Here is a 17,804-nt window from a genome sequence, read left to right on the forward strand (position 1 = left end):
CGCCTATCTCATATTGCTCGGCGGTGGAGGGCAAGAAGGGGGTGCCGCTGATGTCGACTCCGCTTACCGGCTCGAAGGAGGTGGCCTAGCTGACATAGGGCGCGAGGCCATTGGACCTGGGATAACGGCACCACTGCGCCCCCTCACCCCGGAAAGCGCGACCGGAACTCGGCTTCGGTGGCGTAGGAGCGCTGGGTGCCGCGCCGGGTGATGGAATCGGCGGCGTATTTGGCCGCCTCGCCCAACGCGGCGAAGACCGGCAGGCCCTGGGTGTGGAAATGCGCGAAGGCGCCGATGAAGGCGTCGCCCGCGCCCGTCGTGTCGACCGGCGCGACCTTGACCGGGGCGACGCGCGTCACCTCATCGCCGGTCACCAGCAGCGCGCCGCGCCCGCCCATGGTGACGACCACCGTGCCGATGCCGCGCCCGGTGAGCGACTTCGCCGCCGCTTCCACCTGCGCCTCGGTATCGACCGGCAGGCCGGTCAGCGTGGCGAGTTCGGTCTCGTTCGGCGTGAGGAAGGCGAGATCGGCGAGGCGGGACACGTCGAGGTCCGGCAAGGCGGGCGCCGGCACCAGAAGCGTCGGCACGCCCCACTCCTTTGCCCGACGGACGGTGTGGTAGACCGTCTCGACGGGGATTTCGAGCTGCATCAGGATCAGCGCGCAGCCCTTGAGCAGGGGGGCGGCGGCGTCGACATCGGCGGGCGAGAGCTGCGCATTGGCGCCCTTGACGATGAGAATGGAGTTCTCGCCCGAGGGCTCGACAAAGATCGGCGCAACGCCGGACGGCGCGCCGGGCGTGCGGATGACATGGGTGGTGTCGATGCCGTTGCGCTGGAAATTGGCGAGGGTCGCGTCGGCGAACGTATCCTCGCCCACCCGCGTCACCATCACCACCTTGGAGCCGAGTCGCGCGGCGGCGATCGCCTGATTGGCGCCCTTGCCGCCATGGCCCATCTCGAAGCTCGGCGCCTCCACCGTCTCGCCGCGCAGCGGCATGTGGTCGACATAGGTGATGAGGTCCATCATGTTGGACCCGACGACGGCGATCTTCGACATCTCAACTCCCCTTCCCGCCCCTTGCCGGGACGGCCTTGTTGCATTCAGCCGGCCAGCATCGCGGTGAGCGCCGCGCACTCGCCCGCATCGAGATGGCCGAGCTCGACGCTGTAGCGCACGGTCGCCCCGGCGGGCAGGCGGATGACGTTGCCCTTGGCCTTTTCAGCCGCATAGCCCTCCGGCTCGCAGGTCGAGGGCAGCGCGAAGGCACAGACCGACTGGTCATGCCCGGCAAGTATCCAGCGCACCGTCTTCGGGAAATCCGCCGGCTTGTAGCGCGTGAGGAAGGCGTCGCCCTCCGGCCGGCGCAGCAGCTGGGTGGTCGTGCCGGCGGCATCGGTGGCGAGATCGCGCAGATAGAACACCTGCTCGGGATCGAAACCGTCGTCCCGGCGGATGACGCGGCTGGCGGAAGGGTCGGTGGCGAGCGCCTCGATGCGGGCGAGATAGGCCGGGTTCGCCGTGACATGAGCCGGCACGGCGCGGCGGACCGCGGTGTGCTCCGCGTCGAAGGGCGCCTGTTGCAGGATCTCGCCGCCCTCGACGAAGGCGTAGTTCACATGCGCCATGTACATCAGGTCCATGGCGTCGCCGGCGGAGAGGTTGGTCACCTCCATCGCCATTTCGAAGCGGGCGTCACTGGCGTGCAGCGTCACGCTCGGGCGGGCCTCGTAATGGGCGCCGAAGCCCATGGCGTAGTCGTACGCGCCGAACAGCCGCATCCACGGGCCCCGCGCATCGCTTCCCACCTCGATGCCGGCTGAGTCCATCGGCGCGCAGGGCATCTCGCCATGAGCGGGGTGGCTGTCGGTGGGGCCGGGCACGCCGTTGCGCAGCAGGCCGGAATGAAAGGCGAAGCAGCCATAGGTCTCGGCGATGGTGCGCACGGGGCGCGGCGCCTTGAAGATGCTCTGCATGGTCAGATCGACGCCGTCGAACGCGGCGGACCAGATCATCTGGCCGAGATAGGGCAGCACCACGAGGGAGCCGCGCGCATTGGCGAGCCGCACCGCCTCGACGCCGGTCTTGTAGCGGAACAGGCGGGCGGTCAGCCCTTCATGCTCGACGGCGAGGGTTTCCCCCTCGCCAAAAGCGCGGCGGTCGAGATGAAAGCGGGTCATGCGCGGTTCCTGAAGGCGTTCAGCACCATGACGAGCAGCAGGAAGCCGCCCCAGATGAAGTCGATCAGATGGTTGGAGAAGCGCATCATCTGGAAGCCCGAGGCCAGCAGCATGAGCGCGATCACCGCGATGGAGATGCCGAGCACCGTGCCCCGGCCACCGGCCGGGTTGGTGCCGCCGAGCACGCAGATCAGCACGGCCTGCAAGAGGTAGGAAGTGCCGTAATCCGACTTCGCCGCATTGGTGCGGCCGGACAGCATGATGCCGGCGAGCGCGGCGAGCGTGCCGCTCAGCATGTAGGAGGCGAGCACCATGCGGTCGCTCTTCAGCCCGGCGAAGAGGGCGGCGCGCGGGTTGGTGCCGATGAGGAACAGGTTGAGGCCGAAGGAGGTGCGCGTGAGCAGCACCGCGATCACCATGGCCACCGCGACGAAGATCAGCAGCGGCACGGCGATGCCGAACAGCTTGCCATTGCCGATCAGCCCCCAATAGGCAGGAAAGCCGACAATGGCCGGCCCGCCGGTCAGCACCATGCACAGGCCGGTGAACACCTGCCCCGTGCCGAGCGTGGCGAGGATCGGCGTGATCTTCGCCCGCGTGATCAGCAGCCCGTTGAGCGCCCCGGCGACCAGCCCGACGCCCAGCGCCAGCATTACGCCGGCGGCGACGCGGGCGATCTCCCCGGCCATGCCGGCGGCGGGATCGCCGGGAAAGAGCTTGGTGAAGAACACGCCGGCGAGGATGCCGGCGAGATTGGCGATGCCGATCACCGACAGGTCGATGCCGCCGGTGAGCATGGCCAGCATCATGGCGATGGCGACGATGCCGAGCTCCGGGAAGATGAAGCTGATCGACTCGAAATTGTAGTAGCGCAGGAACTTGGTCGGTTCGAGCCAGCTCATCACCGCGAAGATCACCACGGTGATGAGGATGAGCTGGAGGATGTTGTTGTCGCGGTTGATGACGCGCGAGAGGTCGAACTGCTTGTTCATCGGGCCGGTCTCCCTCACGCCAGCGTCTTGCGGTCGCGCCAGGCGGTGAGCGCCGTGGCGACGACGATGACGCCGCCCACCACCACGCCCTGCCAGGTATTGTCGATGCGCATGATGATGAGGCTGTTCTTGATCAGCACCAGCAGGAACACGCCAAGCAGCGTGCCGAGCACCGAGCCGCGCCCGCCGAAGATCGAGGCGCCGCCCAGCACCACCGCGGCGATCACGTCGAGCTCATAGCCGACGAAGTCGCGGGGATTGGCGAGCCAGATCATCGAGGCGTGCAGCAGCCCGGCAAAACCCGCCAGCGCGCCGGCGAGGCCATAGGCGACATAGACCGTGCGCCGCGTGTTGAAACCCACGCGCTTGGCCGATTCCGCGTCGTCGCCATAGGCGAAGATCGAGCGGCCGATCATGGTGCGGGTGAGGAACGCGAACACCAGCGCGGCGATGGCGAGATAGACGAACACCATCACCGAGAGCTTGGCCCCGCCGATCTCCACGCTGGAGCGGCCGAAGGCGATCAGCGCCGGCGGCATGCGGTCGATATTGACGATGGAGGTGCCGACGAGCCCCAGCAGCAGCCCGCGCACCACCGAGGCGGAGCCCAGCGTGACGATCAGCGGGATCATGCGGAAGGTGTGGATGAAGAAGGCGTTGGCGAGGCCGCAGACCAGTCCGATCAGCGTCGCCCCGATGAAGGGCAGCAGGACGCCCTCGTGACCATAGGCGTTCATCGCCAGCACGGTGAGGTACATCGCCGCCGCCGCGAAGGCGGGGAACGACACGTCGATGCCGCCGGAGACCATGACCACCAGCACGCTCAGCGCCATGATGCCGATGATGACATTGGCGCGCAGCAGGTTGAACAGATTGTCGGCCTGCCAGAAGGCGGGGTTGATCAGGCCGATCAGGATCATGATCGCGACAACGATCAGGAAGACCGCCGTCTCGGAGCGGCGCATCAGCTTGGCGAGGAGGTTCATCAGCGCAGCGTCTTCAAGCGGGTGTGGATGTCGTCCTCCTCGAGGCCGCGCGGGTCGAGATCGTCGACGATCGCCCCGCGATGCATGAGGAGGATGCGGTTGCAGTTGTGCAGCAGCTCCGGCACGTCGTCGGAGATCATCAGCACCGCCAGACCATCGGTCACCGCGAGGTCGCGGATGCGCCGGTGGATCTCGGCCTTGGAGCCGACATCGACGCCGACGGTCGGTCCGTTGAGGATCAGCACGCGCGGGCCGGTGAGCAGCCAGCGACCGATGATGACGCGCTGCTGGTTGCCGCCGGAGAGCTTGCCGACCTGCTTGTCGACATCGGTGGTGGCGATGCGCATGTCGTCCACCGTGCGCTCGGCCAGCGCGGTCATCGCGTCATCGGAGAGGAACGGCCCGCGCGTCGCCCGCTCGATGGCGCTCGCCACCACATTGCGGGCGATGGACTGGCTCATGAACAGCCCCTCGGACAGCCGGTCCTCGGGCACATAGGCGATACCGGCCTCGACCGCCTCGGGCACGCTTGTGAGCGCGAGCGCCCGCCCGTCGAGGGTGATGGTCCCACGATGCTCCGGCTCCATGCCGAACAGAGCGAGCGCAAGCTCGGTGCGGCCGGAGCCGAGCAGGCCGGAGAGGCCGACGATCTCGCCGGCGCGCAGCTCGAGCGAAACGTCGCGCACGGCCTCGCCGACGCTCAGCCCCTCGACGCGCAGACGCGGCGCGGCGGCGGCATCGCCCGCCCACACATAGCGTTCATGGCCGAGATCCTGCCCGGTCATGGCGCGGGTGATGCGGGCCTCGGTGAAATCGGTCGTCGGGCCTTCCTCGACCTTGCGGCCATTGCGGAACACGCAGATGCGGTCGGAAATCTCCAGCATCTCGCGCATCTTGTGGCTGACGAAGAGCACGGCGATGCCCTTGGCGCGGATCTCGCGCACCAGCGTGAACAGCCGGTCGACCTCGCGCCCGGTGAGCGCCGTGGTCGGCTCGTCCATGATGAGCAGGCGGGTCTGGCTCATCAGCGCGCGGGCGATGGCGACGATCTGCCGGTCGGCGGTGGAGAGGTCGCCGACGCGCGCCTCGAGGTCCATGGCGACATCGAGCCGCGCCAGCGCCTCGGCGCCGAGCCGGCGGCATTCGGCCGGGGCGATGAAACGGCAGCCTTCGCTGAGCAGCCGGCCCATGGCGAGATTCTCGGCCACGGTAAGGCTCGGGAACAGCGAGAAGTCCTGATAGATCACCTGAATGCCGGCGGCGATGGCCGCGCGCGGCGAGAAGCCGGTGACCGGCGCGCCGTCGATCAGCAGCGCGCCCTCGTCGAAATCATAGACGCCGGAGACGATCTTGATCAGCGTCGACTTGCCCGAGCCATTCTCGCCGGCAAGGCAAAGGATCTCCGCCGGGTCGATGCGGAAGTCGATTCCGTCCAGCGCCTTCATGCCGGGAAAGCGCTTGGTGACGCCACGCAGTTCGATCAGGGGTTCGGCCATGAGACGTGCTCTGGGAAGGGACAGGGACGGCCGGGAAAGCTCCCGGCCGCTCACGGAGCCTGAGGCTCCGTGGATCGCTCAAGCTGGGCACCCTCTGCCGGGCGGCGCGGCCAAGGCCACCCGCCCGGAAAAGGCGCGTCAGAACTTGTACTGGCCCATGTTTTCCTTGGTCACGCCGACCCAGCCCTGACCATAGAGCAGGTTGGGCGCCGCGCCGGCCGGGGTGGTGAGCTTCTCATAGCCCTTGAGGCCGAGATTGAGGCCGGCCTTGATCTCATCCTTCTTGCCCGAGAGCGCCATCACGGCGAGCTCGTTCATGGCATAGCCGGCGACCGCCGGATCCCAGAACTGGATATACTGGATGTCGCCATCGGCGAGATACTTGCCGGCGACGGACGGCAGGCCGGTGCCGGAGAAGAACACCTTGCCCTTGAGGCCGCGCTCGGCGATCAGCCGGCCGGCGCCCGCCGAGGTCGGCATCGGGCCGCCAATGATGCCGTTCACGTCCGGGTAGGTGGTGAGGGCTTCCGACAGGCGGTTATAGTCGGTGTTGGCGTCGTCATAGGTTTCGAGGCGTTGGGTGGCGAGCGCCATGTCGGGGAAGTGCTTCTTCTGGTACTCGATGGCGCCGTCGATCCACTCGTTCTGCGACTGCGAGGTCAGGCTGCCGACCGTGGCGAGGTACTTGCCCTTGCCGCCGGTGTACTTGCCGAGCACTTCCATGAGCTGGGCGCCATAGGCCTTGTTGTCGAAGGCTTCGAGAACGTAGTCGGCGTTCTTCAGGTTCGAGGCTTCGTGCGCGATGACGACGATGCCGCGATCGCGGGCCTTCTTCAGAACGGGCTCCACCGCCTCGACCGAGAAGGGCACGATGCAGATGGCGTCGACGCCCTGGGCGATCAGATTCTCGATCAGCTGCACCTGCGCGGCGGCGTCGGCCTGGCTGGGGCCGACCTGCCACACATCCATGCCGGTGTCGGTGCCGAACTGCTTCACCCCGTCACGCATCCGGTCGAACCAGGCGATGCCGTCGACCTTGACCACGGTGGCGATGGAGAACTTCTTGCCGGTGGCGGCGGCAGTGATGTCCTTGCGCACCTGGCTGGTGTCGACCACGCCATCGGCGAGGGCGGGCAGCGCGAGCAGCGACAGCCCGGCGGCGAGGGTGAGTAGGGTCTTTCTCATGGATGTCCTCCCAGACATGCGTTTGATCTTGAGATCGCTCGTGATCGTGTGGCGTTCGATCTTGTGGCGTTGAGTCGGTCAGTAGCCCGCCGTAGCCGGGGCGGCGCCTCCGACAATGGCGAGGCTGGCACTGGCGCCGATGCGGGTGGCGCCGGCATCGATCATCGCCCAGGCGGTGGCGGCATCGCGCACCCCGCCGGAGGCCTTCACGCCCATCGCCGGGCCGACCACCCGACGCATCAGCGCGATATCGGCGACAGTGGCGCCGCCGGTGGAGAAGCCGGTCGAGGTCTTCACGAAATCCGCGCCGATCTCGCGCGAGAGGCGGCAGGCCGCTTCCTTCTGCGCGTCGGTCAGCAAGCAGGTTTCGAGGATGACCTTGAGCACGGTCCCGGTCGTGGCGGCGCGCACGGCGGCGAGGTCGCTCCGGCAGCGCGCGAGGTCGCCCTCGATCAGCGCGCCAATGTCGAGGACCATGTCGATTTCCTGCGCCCCGGCGGCGATGGCGAGCGCGGCTTCCGCCGCCTTGGCGGCGGCACCGCCCGCGCCGAGCGGGAAGCCGATGACCACGCAGGTCTTCACCGGGCTGCCGGCGAGGCGGCCGGCGACGAAGGCGGCATGGACGGCGTTGACGCAGACAGAGGCGAAGCCATGGGCGAGCGCCTCGTCGCAATGACGCGCCACCTCGGCCCGCGAGGCCTCGGCCTTGAGGATCGTATGGTCGATGAAACCGGCCAGCGCGCGCGGATCCCGCGGCGCCTGTGCATTTTCTGCCATTGAATGTCTCGATCTGGCGTAATTTGTTATAATTATCACAAATTTTGTTGCGAACATTTCATGCGTCCCTTGACGAGTCAAGGCCGAGCGTCGATGGAAGTGAGGGCGACGGGGGAAGCTGTGAAAAAGTCCGAACGCATCCGGCAACTGGATGAGCGGCTGCGCGCCGCAGGCGTGCTGCATCTGCGCGACGCCGCCGAGCATCTCGGCGTCTCGGAGATGACGGTGCGCCGCGACCTCGCCGCCTCACCCGATCTGTTCAGCTATTTCGGCGGCTACATCCTGCCCGCCGGCGGCGAGCGCGCCTCGACCTACCGGCTCGATACCGAAGCCGATGCCCATGCCGAGGCGAAGGAACTGGCGGGCCGTGCGGCGGCGCGGCTGGTCGAGCCCGACGACACCATCTTCATCGACTGCGGCACCACCACGCCGCGCATGATCGACCACCTGCCCGTCACCGGGCGGCTCACCGTCATCACCTATGCGATGAACATCGCCGCGCGGGTGGCGGGGCGGCCCAATACCAGCCTGATCCTGCTCGGCGGGCTGTTCCACGCCTCATCGCAGACCTTCTCCGGCGAGGAGGCGCTGCGCACGCTGGAGCGGCTCGGCATCAGCAAGGCGTTCATCTCCGCCGGCGGCGTCCACGCCCAGCACGGCGTCACCTGCTCGAACTTCCACGAGGTGCCGATCAAGCAGGCGGTGCTGGCGCGGGCGGGCGCGGCCTATCTGGTGGTCGACACCAGCAAGCTGGACAAGATCAAGCCGGCCTATTTCGCCCGGCCGGAGCAGTTCGCGCGGGTCATCACGGATTAACCCAGCCGGCGACGGCGCGCGTGGCGGGCTGGCAACCATGTCATGCGCCGTGCATGGACCGGGCCCGCCCCCTTTGCTAGAAGCGCGCGGCGCGCCCGCCGGGCGCTCCTCGACTGATCGCAGCGGACCAGAGCCCCATGCCCGCCGAAATGAGCCACGCCGACGACTTGCTCGCGCTCTATGCGCGCGCCGGATTCGCGCGTGTCGAGCCGCCGGTGCTCCAGCCGGCCGACGCCTTTCTCGACCTCTCCGGCGAGGAAATGCGGCGGACCATGTTCATCACCACCGACCCGGAGGGGCGCGAGCTCTGCCTGCGGCCGGACCTCACTCTGCCAGTGTGCCGCCTCTACATCGCCGACGGTGCCGCCCAGCCGCGCGATTTCGCCTATCTCGGCCCGGTGTTCCGCTCGGATGTCGCGCAGGGCGAGCTGTTGCAGGCGGGCGTCGAGTCCTTCGGCCGCACGGATCGCGAGGCCGCCGATGCCGAGCTTCTGGCGCTGGGACTGGAGACGGCCGCGCTCTGGGGCGTGATCGACCCGACCATCCGCCTCGGCGATGCCGGTCTGTTCGCAGCGCTGCTCGACGCGCTCGACCTGCCGCCCGGCTGGCGGCGCCGGCTGATGAAGGATTTCGCCCGTTCCGGCGATCTGCGCGCCGATCTCGAGGCGCTGAAGCAGCGCCCGCAAGCCGGCGGCGTCTCCGCCCATGCCGGCGTGCTCTCGGCGCTGGCCGGCTCCGACCCCGCCGCCGCCCGCGCGCTGGTGGCGGACCTGCTGTCCATCGCCGGCATCACCACGGTGGCCGGCCGCACCGTCTCGGAAATCGCCGAGCGTTTCCTGGAGCAGGCCGCGCCGGGCGACGCGGAGGGGCTGGCGCCGGAGAAGGTCGCAGTATTGGAGCGCTATCTCGCCATTCAGGGCAATCCCGACGCCGCCGCCGGCGCGCTGCGGGCGCTGGCCGACGAGGCCGGGCTGGACCTTGCCGCCGCGCTCGACAGCTTCGAGAGCCGCACCAATTTCATCGCCGCGCAGGGCATCGAGCCCGAGCGCCTGTCCTTCGCCGCCGCCTTTGGCCGGCCGCTCGACTATTACAGCGGCATGGTGTTCGAGCTGCACGAGAATGGAAACGGCGCGCCGCTGGTCGCCGGCGGGCGCTATGACGGGCTGCTCGCCCGGCTCGGCGCGCCCGGTCCGGTGCCGGCGGTCGGCTTCGCCGTGTGGCTCGATCGCCTCGACGCCGTGGAGGCGCGCCAATGACTACCCCGCTGATCGTCGCCGTGCCCTCCAAGGGCCGGTTGCAGGAAAACGCCACCGGCTTCTTCGGTCGCGCCGGCATGACGCTGAACCAGTCGCGCGGGGCGCGCGACTATCGCGGCACACTGTCGGGCGTCGAGGGGGTGGAGGTCGCCTATCTCTCGGCTTCCGAGATCGCCAGCCAGCTCGCGGCGGGCGCCGTGCATCTCGGCGTCACCGGCGAGGATCTGGTGCGCGAGAGCATTCCCGACGCCGATTCAAAGGTTTTGCTGGTGGAAGGCCTCGGCTTTGGCCATGCCAATGTCGTGGTGGCGGTGCCGCAGGCCTGGATCGACGTGCGCACCATGCGCGACCTCGACGATGTGGCGACGCATTTCCATGCGAGCCGCGGCCGGCGCATGCGCGTGGCGACCAAATATCTCACCCTCACCCGCGCCTTCTTCGCCCGCCACGGCATCGTCGATTACCGCATCGTCGAAAGTCTGGGCGCCACCGAGGGCACGCCGGCGGCCGGCACGGCGGAGCTGATCGTCGACATCACCACCACCGGCTCGACGCTGGCGGCGAACGCGCTGAAGGTTGTGGATGACGGGGTGATCCTGCGCTCCGAGGCCAATCTCGTCGCCTCGCTCTCGGCCGACTGGAACACGGGCGCGCGGGCGGCGGCGCGGGCGCTGCTCGACCGGGTGACCGCCGCCAAGCGCGCGGCCACCATGCGCGAGGTGAAGACGCGCTTCACCGCCTGCGACAGCCTGGTGGTGAGCGAGGCGGTGCGCCGCTTCCGCTGCACCGCGCCCTTCGGCGCGCCGACCTCGTCCGGCATGGTGACGCTGCACTGTCCGCCTGACACGCTGCACGGCCTCGCCGTGTTCCTGCGCGAGAAGGGAGCGTCGACGGTGTCGGTTGGTCCGCTCGACTATGTGTTCGCGGCCGAGAACCCGCTCTACGCCAAGCTGGAAGCCAAGATCGGGTAGCATTCCCTCAATTCAGCCGTCGTCCCGGACGGCCGGCAGGCCGATCCGGGACCGTATGCCAATCCTGAGCACGATCCTGGCTCTGCGCTACGCTTCGGCCGGGATTACAGCAAAGGGCGGTCAGCCCTGCGCCGCCTGCGCGTCGTCCACGCCGTCGAGGGCGGCGAAGGCGGGGGCTTCGCCCAGCGCGTGGCCGAACAGGACGAGGCAGGGGCCGGTGGCGCCGTCGGAAACCGCCTGCTCGAGCGCGGCGGCAAGCGTGCCCACCGTCGCAGGCACCTGCCGCTCCTGCGGGCGGGTGGCAGCGAAGATGGCGATGGCCGGCGTCGCCGGATCGAGCCCGGCTGCCATGGCCTTGGCCGCGAGTTCGGCCCAGGTGCGCTGGGGCATGTAGACCACCGTGGTCGCGGCGGGGTCGGCGAGCGCGCCCCAGTCGAGATCGCGCGGAAGCTTGCCGTCGCGCGCATGGGCGGTGACGAATTGCAGCCGGCGGGCATGGTCGCGATGGGTGAGCGAGGTGGCGAGCCGGCTCGCGGCGCCCTGCGCGGCGGTGATGCCGGGCACCACCTCGACCGGCAGGCCGGCCTTGCGGGCTTCCGCGATTTCCTCGCCGGCGCGGCCGAACACCATCGGGTCGCCGCCCTTGAGGCGGACCACGCGCTTGCCTTGCTTCGCCAGCGCCACCATCAGCGCGTTGATGTCGTCCTGCTTGCAGGAGGGCTTGTAGCCGGTCTTGCCGACCAGCATCTTGCGCGCCTCGCGCCGGGCGACATCGAGCACCGCCGGGGCGACGAGATCATCATAGAGCACGACATCGGCCGATTGCAGCACCCGCACGGCCTTCAGCGTCAGCAGTTCCGGGTCGCCCGGCCCGGCGCCGACCAGCGCGACCGAGCCGCGCGGGGAATCGCTGCGCCCGGTCTGTGCATCGGCGAGCAGATCGGCCTTCAGCGCCTCGGAGGGCTCCTCCTCGGGGGCTTCCAGCGCCGCGCCGGTGAAACGCTCCCAGAAGCGTCGGCGGCCCTGATAGGACAGCTCCAGCGCCTGCACCGCCGGGCGCCACTGGCGCGCCGCCTCGGCCCAGCGCTTGAAGCCCTGCGGGATCACCGCCTCGATCTTGGCCCGCACCGCCTGCCCGAACACCGGGGCAGCGCCGTCCGTGGAGATACCGACCACCAGCGGCGAGCGGTTGACGATGGCGCCGAAGGCGAAGTCGCAATAGGCGGGCTTGTCGACGACATTCACCGGCACGCCGGCGGCCTGCGCGGCGGCGCGGAAGCGGGCGCAGTCGTCCTCTTCCTCCAGCGCGCCGATGGCGAGCGCCGCGCCGACCAGATCCTCCGGCGCCCAGTCCCGGGCGATCAGCGTGATCGCGCCGGCGGGCGGGGCGCTCGCGAGCGCCAGCAGATCCTCGCAGAACTCGGCGGCGTAGACGAGGAGCTCGGCGCCAGCCGCAGCAAGCAGTTCCGCCTTCCAGGCGGCGGCTTCCGAGCCGCCGGCCAGCACGACGCGCCGGCCTTCCAGCGTGAAGAACACCGGCAGGCGCGCCAGCGGCGCCATGCGCGCCCCATTCGGGGCGGCGCGGCGGGACGGGGCGGGCGGCGGCGTATCGGTGCTCATGGCGGGTCGGTCGGGCTCGCGAAGGGAATGGCGCTTATTACACAGACTTTACGTCCATTGAAATCAATAAACGTGTATCGTCCGGTAAATTCAGTGACCCTTTTCCGACAGCCGGTCGGTCCAGGCCAGCACCACGCCGGAGACGACGAACACCATGTGGATGATGACCAGCCACATGAGCTGCTTCTCGTCCACGCCCTTGTCGAGATTCATGAAGGCCTTGAGCAGGGCGATGGCGGAGATGGCGACGATGGAGGCGAGCAGCTTCTGCTTCAGCCCGGCGAAATCGACCTTGGTCATCCATTCCGGCCAGTTTTCATGGCCCTCGGCGTCGATGCGCGAGACGAAATTCTCATAGCCTGAAAAGATCACGATGATGACCAGGCTACCGGTGAAGGTCAGGTCGATCAGCGCGAGCAGGCCGAGGATGATGTCGCTCTCGTCCGAGGCATAGGCATGGGTGACGAAGTGGAACAACTCATGGCCGAACTTGAACAGCAGCACCAGCAGGGCAATGACGAGGCCGATATAGAACGGCGCCATGATCCAGCGGCTGATGAAGATGAAGCGTTCGATGAGCTTCTGCATGGGGCGGGTCCATTCCCTTTCGCGACTGCGAGAGGGGTGACACGACGCCCGCCCGGCGGCAAGGCCCATGGGCGAACGCCGGCCTTCCATCGGGCCGGCGCCGCGTCTCAGAGCCCCCCCTCAGCGCGGCGGCATCTTCTGGTAGGTGTTCTTGAGGTCGTCCTGAATGACCGTTGCCGTGCCGTTGGCGGTGAGCAGCAGGTCGGCGTCGGGCGTGCGCGTCCCATAGCTCCAGCCGGCGGGCAGTTTCAGCTTGGCACCGAGTCCGGGAAGTTCGGCATAGGTGAGCGTCGGGTCAACGATCTGCGCGTAGGACTGCATGACATAGACCGCCCCGTCCGGCGCGGTGAGGGTGAAGACCGGCTTGCCGGCCTCGAAGCGGTAGGTGGTGTCGCGCTCGATGGTCTGCTCGCTATAGGCCGGCCCCATGGCCTGATGCAGAGACAGCCCCACCTCGGCGCGCTTGGCCAGCGTGATGCCGCCGATAGTGATGACCTCGCCGGTCTTGGTGGCACCGGTGGCGATGATGTCGTCCATGATGAAATGGCGCGGGCCGTTCATTACCACGGCGAGCGTCTCGAACTGTCGGAAGAGCTGGAGACGGGTGAGCGCCTCCCATTTATCGGCCGGGCAGGCGTCGAAACCGAGCGTGTTGTAAACCGAGGCGCGCAGCCCCTCGCGCGTCACATGGATGGGCACAATCTCGCAATAGCGCGCATCGCGCAGCGTCGCGGGCAGCTGCGGCACAGGTGGCGCGGGCGACTGGGCATGCGCGGACGGGGCGGCGAACGGGAGAGCCGCCACGAGGGCGGCGAGGAAAAAGCGGGGTGTCAGGCGGCAGCGGTCGGTCACGGCGGTCCCTCGCGGGTGGGTCTCAATGACCACAGATTACGTCCCCCGCCCCGCTCGGCGGAAGATGCCGCAGGCGATGCGATCAACAATCGACACCCCCTCGGGAAGGCCGGGCGGCGGGTGCGCCGCCGCCCGTTCGCGTCAGGCAGTGACGCCGGTGCCGATCGGGCAGGAGACGCCGGTGCCGCTGAGCGCGCAATAGCCGTTCGGGTTCTTGGCAAGGTATTGCTGGTGGTAGTCCTCGGCGAAATAGAACTCCGGCGCCTCGACGATCTCTGTGGTGATCGGCGGGTAGCCCTTGGCCTTCAGCGCCACGTCATAGGCGGCGCGGCTCGCCTCAGCGGCGGCCTTCTGTTCGGGCGAGGTGGTGTAGATGCCCGAGCGATAGGTGGTGCCGACATCATTGCCCTGGCGCATGCCCTGCGTCGGGTCGTGGATCTCCCAGAACAGCTTGAGAAGCTGCTCATAGCTCACCTGATCGGGATCGAAGACCACCAGCACCGCCTCGGCATGGCCGGTGAGGCCGGTGCAGGTCTCCTCATAGGTCGGGTTCGGGGTGATGCCGTTGATGTAGCCGACGGCGGTAACCCACACGCCGGGCGTCTGCCAGAACTTGCGTTCCGCGCCCCAGAAGCAGCCGAGGCCGAAGATCGCCGTCTCCAGGCCCTCGGGATAGGGGCCCTTGAGCGGGCGCTTGGTGACGAAATGATGGGTGGCGGTGGGAAGCGGGCGCGACCGGCCGGGCAGCGCCTCGGCGGGGGTCGGCATTTCGGGACTCTTCTTGAAGAAGAACATGGCGCGTCCTCGCGGTGGATGACGCCAATGTAAGTAGCGCGAGCGATTTTTGCGAGGGTCGGGGCCGCGCGGCCGATTCGCGAAAGGCGTCAGCCGGCGCGCGGGCGGCCCAGCAGCATGAGCATCAGGCCGATCACCGCCAGCACGAGAAAGAGCGGCGCCTGAAGGATCGGCGCGATCACCAGATCCCATGTACCGACCGGCAGCCTGTCGCCGATCCATTGCTGGAAGGCGGCGAGGCTCTCCTCATGGGTGGCGAGCCAGGTGACGCCGAGCGGGGTGGCGACGAGCTCGGCCGAGGCGATGGAGCGCACCCCGTCCAGCACCAGCGCGACGAAGCCGCCGGCCATCAGCCAGATGCCGAGAAAGCGCAGCAGGAAGCGGATCATGCGCAGCACGTCGACCTCATCGCCCCAGAGCTCCGCGCGCCCACACGCGCGCTGTCCCCTCTTAGACGCCCGCGCCGGGCGCGGGCAACCCCATGGCGCGCCCGCATCGAAAACCCCTGCTGCGGCGCGGCATTGCGCCGCCGCCTCGCGCGTCCGTGAAGACACCTAGCCTTGACCTGCATCAAGGCCGCGACCTTTCCGCAGCGCGAAAGCTCCAGCCGGAAAAATGGAGTCGTTCCAGGTCTGATGTGGGCACGCCACCAGGATCCGGGCGAGGAGGGTCTGATGTCGCAGCAAAGCAGCGTCGCCGGGGGCGCAAAGAAGAGTCTGACATTCGGCGAGGGTGGCCTTGCCGTCGTCTTCGCCCTTCTCGCCCTATCGAGCATCACCGTGGCGGCCAAGGCGCAGGACAGCGCCTATGCCTTCCACGCCTATCTCTCCGCCTTTGCGAGCCTGGCGACAGTGTTCGTCATCCTCAACCGCTACATGGACCGCCCGGCCGCGCTGCCGGCGCTGACCATTGACGGCAAGCCAAACTACAATTTCGGCCCGGTGAAGTTCGCGACCATCGCGGCTGTGTTCTGGGGCATTGCCGGCTTCCTGGTCGGCGTCGTCATCGCCTTCCAGCTCGCCTTTCCGGTGCTGAATTTCGACCTGCCCTGGACCGCCTTCGGCCGGCTTCGCCCGCTGCACACCTCGGCGGTGATCTTCGCCTTTGGCGGCAATGTGCTGCTGGCGACCTCCTTCTATGTGGTGCAGCGCACCTCGCGCGCCCGGCTCGCCGGCTATCTGGCGCCGTGGTTCGTCGTGCTCGGCTATAACTTCTTCATCGTCATCGCCGGCACGGGCTATCTGCTCGGCATCACCCAAGGCAAGGAATACGCCGAGCCGGAATGGTACGCCGATCTGTGGCTGACCATCGTGTGGGTGACCTATCTGCTGGTCTTCCTCGCCACGCTGTGGCGCCGGCAGGAGCCGCACATCTATGTGGCGAACTGGTTCTACCTCGCCTTCATCGTCACCATCGCCGTGCTGCATCTCGGCAATAATGCCAGCATCCCGATCTCGGTGTTCTCGCCCAAATCCTACATCGTCTGGGCCGGCGTGCAGGATGCGATGGTGCAGTGGTGGTACGGCCATAACGCGGTCGGCTTCTTCCTGACCGCCGGCTTCCTCGCCATCATGTACTACTTCATCCCCAAGCGCGCCGAGCGGCCGGTCTACTCCTACCGGCTGTCGATCGTGCATTTCTGGGCGATCATCTTCCTCTACATCTGGGCCGGCCCGCATCACCTGCACTACACCGCCCTGCCGGACTGGGCGCAGACGCTGGGCATGACCTTCTCGATCATGCTGTGGATGCCCTCCTGGGGCGGCATGATCAACGGCCTGATGACGCTCTCCGGCGCCTGGGACAAGCTGCGCACCGACCCGGTGCTGCGCCTGATGGTGGTCTCGGTCGCCTTCTACGGCATGTCGACCTTCGAGGGTCCGCTGATGTCGGTGAAGGCGGTGAACTCGCTGAGCCACTACACCGACTGGACCATCGGCCACGTCCATTCCGGCGCGCTGGGCTGGGTCGCCTACATCTCCTTCGGCGCGATCTACTGCCTGGTGCCGTGGCTCTGGCAGAAGCGCGAGCTCTACTCGCTGCGCCTCGTCAACTGGCACTTCTGGATCTCCACCATCGGCATCGTCTTCTACATCTCGTCGATGTGGGTGGCGGGCATCCTGCAGGGCCTGATGTGGCGCGCCTACACCTCGCTCGGCTTCCTCGAATACTCCTTCATCGAGACCGTCGAGGCGATGCACCCCTTCTACATCATCCGGGCGCTGGGCGGCGTGCTGTTCCTGATCGGCGCCCTGCTGATGGCCTTCAACATCTTCATGACCATCCGCCAGCCGGGAACCGTCGAAGCCGACACCGGCGTGCGGACCCCGTCCCTCGTGCCGGCTGAGTGAGGACAGACACATGGCTGAACTGGCCGCATCCCCCAAAAAGTCCCTCTGGGCCAAGCACGCCTTCTTCGAGAAGAACTCGATCTGGCTGATCATCGGCATCCTGCTGGTGATCTCGGTCGGCGGGCTCGTCGAGATCGTGCCGCTCTTCTACCTCAAGAGCACGATCGAGACCGTCTCCGGCGTGCGCCCCTACACGCCGCTCGAGCTCGCCGGGCGCAACATCTATGTCCGCGAGGGCTGCTACAACTGCCACTCGCAGATGATCCGCCCGCTGCGCGACGAGGTGGAGCGCTACGGCCATTACTCGCTTGCGGCCGAGAGCATGTATGACCACCCGTTCCAGTGGGGCTCCAAGCGCACCGGGCCGGACCTTGCCCGCGTCGGCGAGAAATATTCCGACGAGTGGCAGCGCCAGCACCTCGCCGATCCGCGCTCGGTGGTGCCGGGCTCGATCATGCCGGGCTACCCGTTCCTGGAAAAGACGCCGCTGAAGTACGAGAACATCGGCGAGGACGTCGCGGTCAACGCCATCCTCGGCGTGCCCTACACGGACGAGATGAAGGAAAAGGCGATCGCCGACCTTCGCCTCCAGGCGACCCCGGATGGCGACGTGGCGGAGCTGCAGAAGCGCTACCCCGGCGCCCATGTCCGCGACTTCGACGGCAACCCGAAGGAACTCACCGAAGCCGACGCGCTGATCGCCTATCTCCAGGCGCTCGGCACCATGGTCGACTTCAAGCTCTATGACGACAAGGCGAATATTCGCTGAGGGAGATGGACATGAACGAGACCTATCGCGCCCTCGCCGAATTCGCCCAGACCTGGGGGCTTCTCTACTTCGTGGGCCTCTTCCTCTGCGTGCTGGTCTATGCGCTCTCGCCCTCGCGCAAGGCGCAGTTCGACCACGCCGCCCGCCTGCCTCTGAGCGAGGACTGAC

Annotated in this window: 18 protein-coding genes; 6 read left to right on the plus strand and 12 right to left on the minus strand. The window is 67.8% G+C overall.

Features of this window, described 5'->3' with window-relative positions:
• Positions 1 to 143: 143 nt before the first annotated feature.
• The 7 genes from rbsK to deoC all read right to left on the minus strand — a co-directional run bounded on the left by rbsK (position 144) and on the right by deoC (position 7,618).
• Entirely contained in the window at positions 144 to 1,061 is a 918-nt protein-coding gene (gene rbsK, locus OU996_RS01320) for a ribokinase (protein WP_267583883.1), read from the minus strand.
• 44 nt (positions 1,062 to 1,105) lie between these two features.
• Positions 1,106 to 2,182 (minus strand): aldose 1-epimerase family protein, encoded by a 1,077-nt coding sequence (locus tag OU996_RS01325; protein WP_267583884.1) that lies wholly within the window; start codon positions 2,180 to 2,182, stop codon positions 1,106 to 1,108.
• Positions 2,179 to 3,174 (minus strand): ABC transporter permease, encoded by a 996-nt coding sequence (locus tag OU996_RS01330; protein WP_267583885.1) that lies wholly within the window; start codon positions 3,172 to 3,174, stop codon positions 2,179 to 2,181. Before OU996_RS01330 ends, OU996_RS01325 begins: the two co-directional genes overlap by 4 nt.
• 14 nt (positions 3,175 to 3,188) lie before the next feature.
• Positions 3,189 to 4,139: an ABC transporter permease gene (locus OU996_RS01335; protein WP_420712737.1), complete on the minus strand. Its 951-nt coding sequence runs from the start codon at positions 4,137 to 4,139 to the stop codon at positions 3,189 to 3,191.
• A gap of 20 nt (positions 4,140 to 4,159) precedes the next feature.
• Positions 4,160 to 5,656, minus strand: a complete 1,497-nt coding sequence (locus OU996_RS01340) for a sugar ABC transporter ATP-binding protein (RefSeq protein ID WP_267583887.1) — start codon at positions 5,654 to 5,656, stop codon at positions 4,160 to 4,162.
• A 138-nt stretch (positions 5,657 to 5,794) separates the two neighbouring features.
• Positions 5,795 to 6,841, minus strand: coding sequence for an autoinducer 2 ABC transporter substrate-binding protein (locus OU996_RS01345; protein ID WP_267583888.1), 1,047 nt, complete (start codon positions 6,839 to 6,841; stop codon positions 5,795 to 5,797).
• A gap of 78 nt (positions 6,842 to 6,919) precedes the next feature.
• Entirely contained in the window at positions 6,920 to 7,618 is a 699-nt protein-coding gene (gene deoC, locus OU996_RS01350; RefSeq protein ID WP_267583889.1) for a deoxyribose-phosphate aldolase, read from the minus strand.
• Positions 7,619 to 7,738: 120 nt separating this feature from the next.
• Between deoC and OU996_RS01355 the strand changes: the two genes are divergently transcribed.
• From OU996_RS01355 to hisG, 3 genes are all read left to right on the plus strand, one after another.
• A complete protein-coding gene (locus OU996_RS01355) occupies positions 7,739 to 8,434 on the plus strand; it encodes a DeoR/GlpR family DNA-binding transcription regulator (protein ID WP_267583890.1) in 696 nt (231 codons plus the stop codon).
• A gap of 137 nt (positions 8,435 to 8,571) precedes the next feature.
• Positions 8,572 to 9,690 (plus strand): ATP phosphoribosyltransferase regulatory subunit, encoded by a 1,119-nt coding sequence (locus OU996_RS01360; protein ID WP_267583891.1) that lies wholly within the window; start codon positions 8,572 to 8,574, stop codon positions 9,688 to 9,690.
• Positions 9,687 to 10,661 (plus strand): ATP phosphoribosyltransferase, encoded by a 975-nt coding sequence (gene hisG, locus OU996_RS01365; RefSeq protein ID WP_267583892.1) that lies wholly within the window; start codon positions 9,687 to 9,689, stop codon positions 10,659 to 10,661. The genes OU996_RS01360 and hisG overlap by 4 nt, the downstream gene beginning before the upstream one ends.
• Before the next feature lie 120 nt (positions 10,662 to 10,781).
• On the opposite strand, the gene cysG is transcribed toward hisG, so the two are convergent.
• The 5 genes from cysG to OU996_RS01390 all read right to left on the minus strand — a co-directional run bounded on the left by cysG (position 10,782) and on the right by OU996_RS01390 (position 14,905).
• On the minus strand, positions 10,782 to 12,281 hold the full coding sequence (gene cysG, locus OU996_RS01370; protein ID WP_267583893.1) for a siroheme synthase CysG: 1,500 nt from the start codon (positions 12,279 to 12,281) through the stop codon (positions 10,782 to 10,784).
• A gap of 90 nt (positions 12,282 to 12,371) precedes the next feature.
• Positions 12,372 to 12,869 carry a TIGR00645 family protein gene (locus tag OU996_RS01375; RefSeq protein ID WP_267583894.1) on the minus strand — a complete coding sequence of 166 codons (498 nt, stop codon included), beginning with the start codon at positions 12,867 to 12,869 and terminating at the stop codon, positions 12,372 to 12,374.
• A gap of 120 nt (positions 12,870 to 12,989) precedes the next feature.
• A complete protein-coding gene (locus OU996_RS01380) occupies positions 12,990 to 13,721 on the minus strand; it encodes a hypothetical protein (RefSeq protein WP_267583895.1) in 732 nt (243 codons plus the stop codon).
• Positions 13,722 to 13,862: 141 nt separating this feature from the next.
• Positions 13,863 to 14,516 (minus strand): peptide-methionine (S)-S-oxide reductase MsrA, encoded by a 654-nt coding sequence (gene msrA / locus OU996_RS01385; RefSeq protein ID WP_267583896.1) that lies wholly within the window; start codon positions 14,514 to 14,516, stop codon positions 13,863 to 13,865.
• Between the two features lie 89 nt (positions 14,517 to 14,605).
• Positions 14,606 to 14,905, minus strand: coding sequence for a hypothetical protein (locus OU996_RS01390; RefSeq protein WP_267585548.1), 300 nt, complete (start codon positions 14,903 to 14,905; stop codon positions 14,606 to 14,608).
• 285 nt (positions 14,906 to 15,190) lie between these two features.
• Between OU996_RS01390 and ccoN the strand changes: the two genes are divergently transcribed.
• From ccoN to OU996_RS01405, 3 genes are read left to right on the plus strand one after another with little or no spacing between them, the layout of a single operon-like run.
• Entirely contained in the window at positions 15,191 to 16,867 is a 1,677-nt protein-coding gene (gene ccoN / locus OU996_RS01395) for a cytochrome-c oxidase, cbb3-type subunit I (RefSeq protein ID WP_267583897.1), read from the plus strand.
• A 10-nt stretch (positions 16,868 to 16,877) separates the two neighbouring features.
• The gene (ccoO, locus tag OU996_RS01400; protein ID WP_267583898.1) at positions 16,878 to 17,636 is read left to right on the plus strand and encodes a cytochrome-c oxidase, cbb3-type subunit II; all 759 of its coding nucleotides are present in this window, start codon (positions 16,878 to 16,880) and stop codon (positions 17,634 to 17,636) included.
• A gap of 11 nt (positions 17,637 to 17,647) precedes the next feature.
• The gene (locus OU996_RS01405) at positions 17,648 to 17,803 is read left to right on the plus strand and encodes a cbb3-type cytochrome c oxidase subunit 3 (protein WP_267583899.1); all 156 of its coding nucleotides are present in this window, start codon (positions 17,648 to 17,650) and stop codon (positions 17,801 to 17,803) included.
• Position 17,804 lies beyond the last annotated feature (1 nt).

The sequence above is a fragment of the Ancylobacter sp. SL191 genome, from assembly GCF_026625645.1.
Classification (GTDB): domain Bacteria; phylum Pseudomonadota; class Alphaproteobacteria; order Rhizobiales; family Xanthobacteraceae; genus Ancylobacter.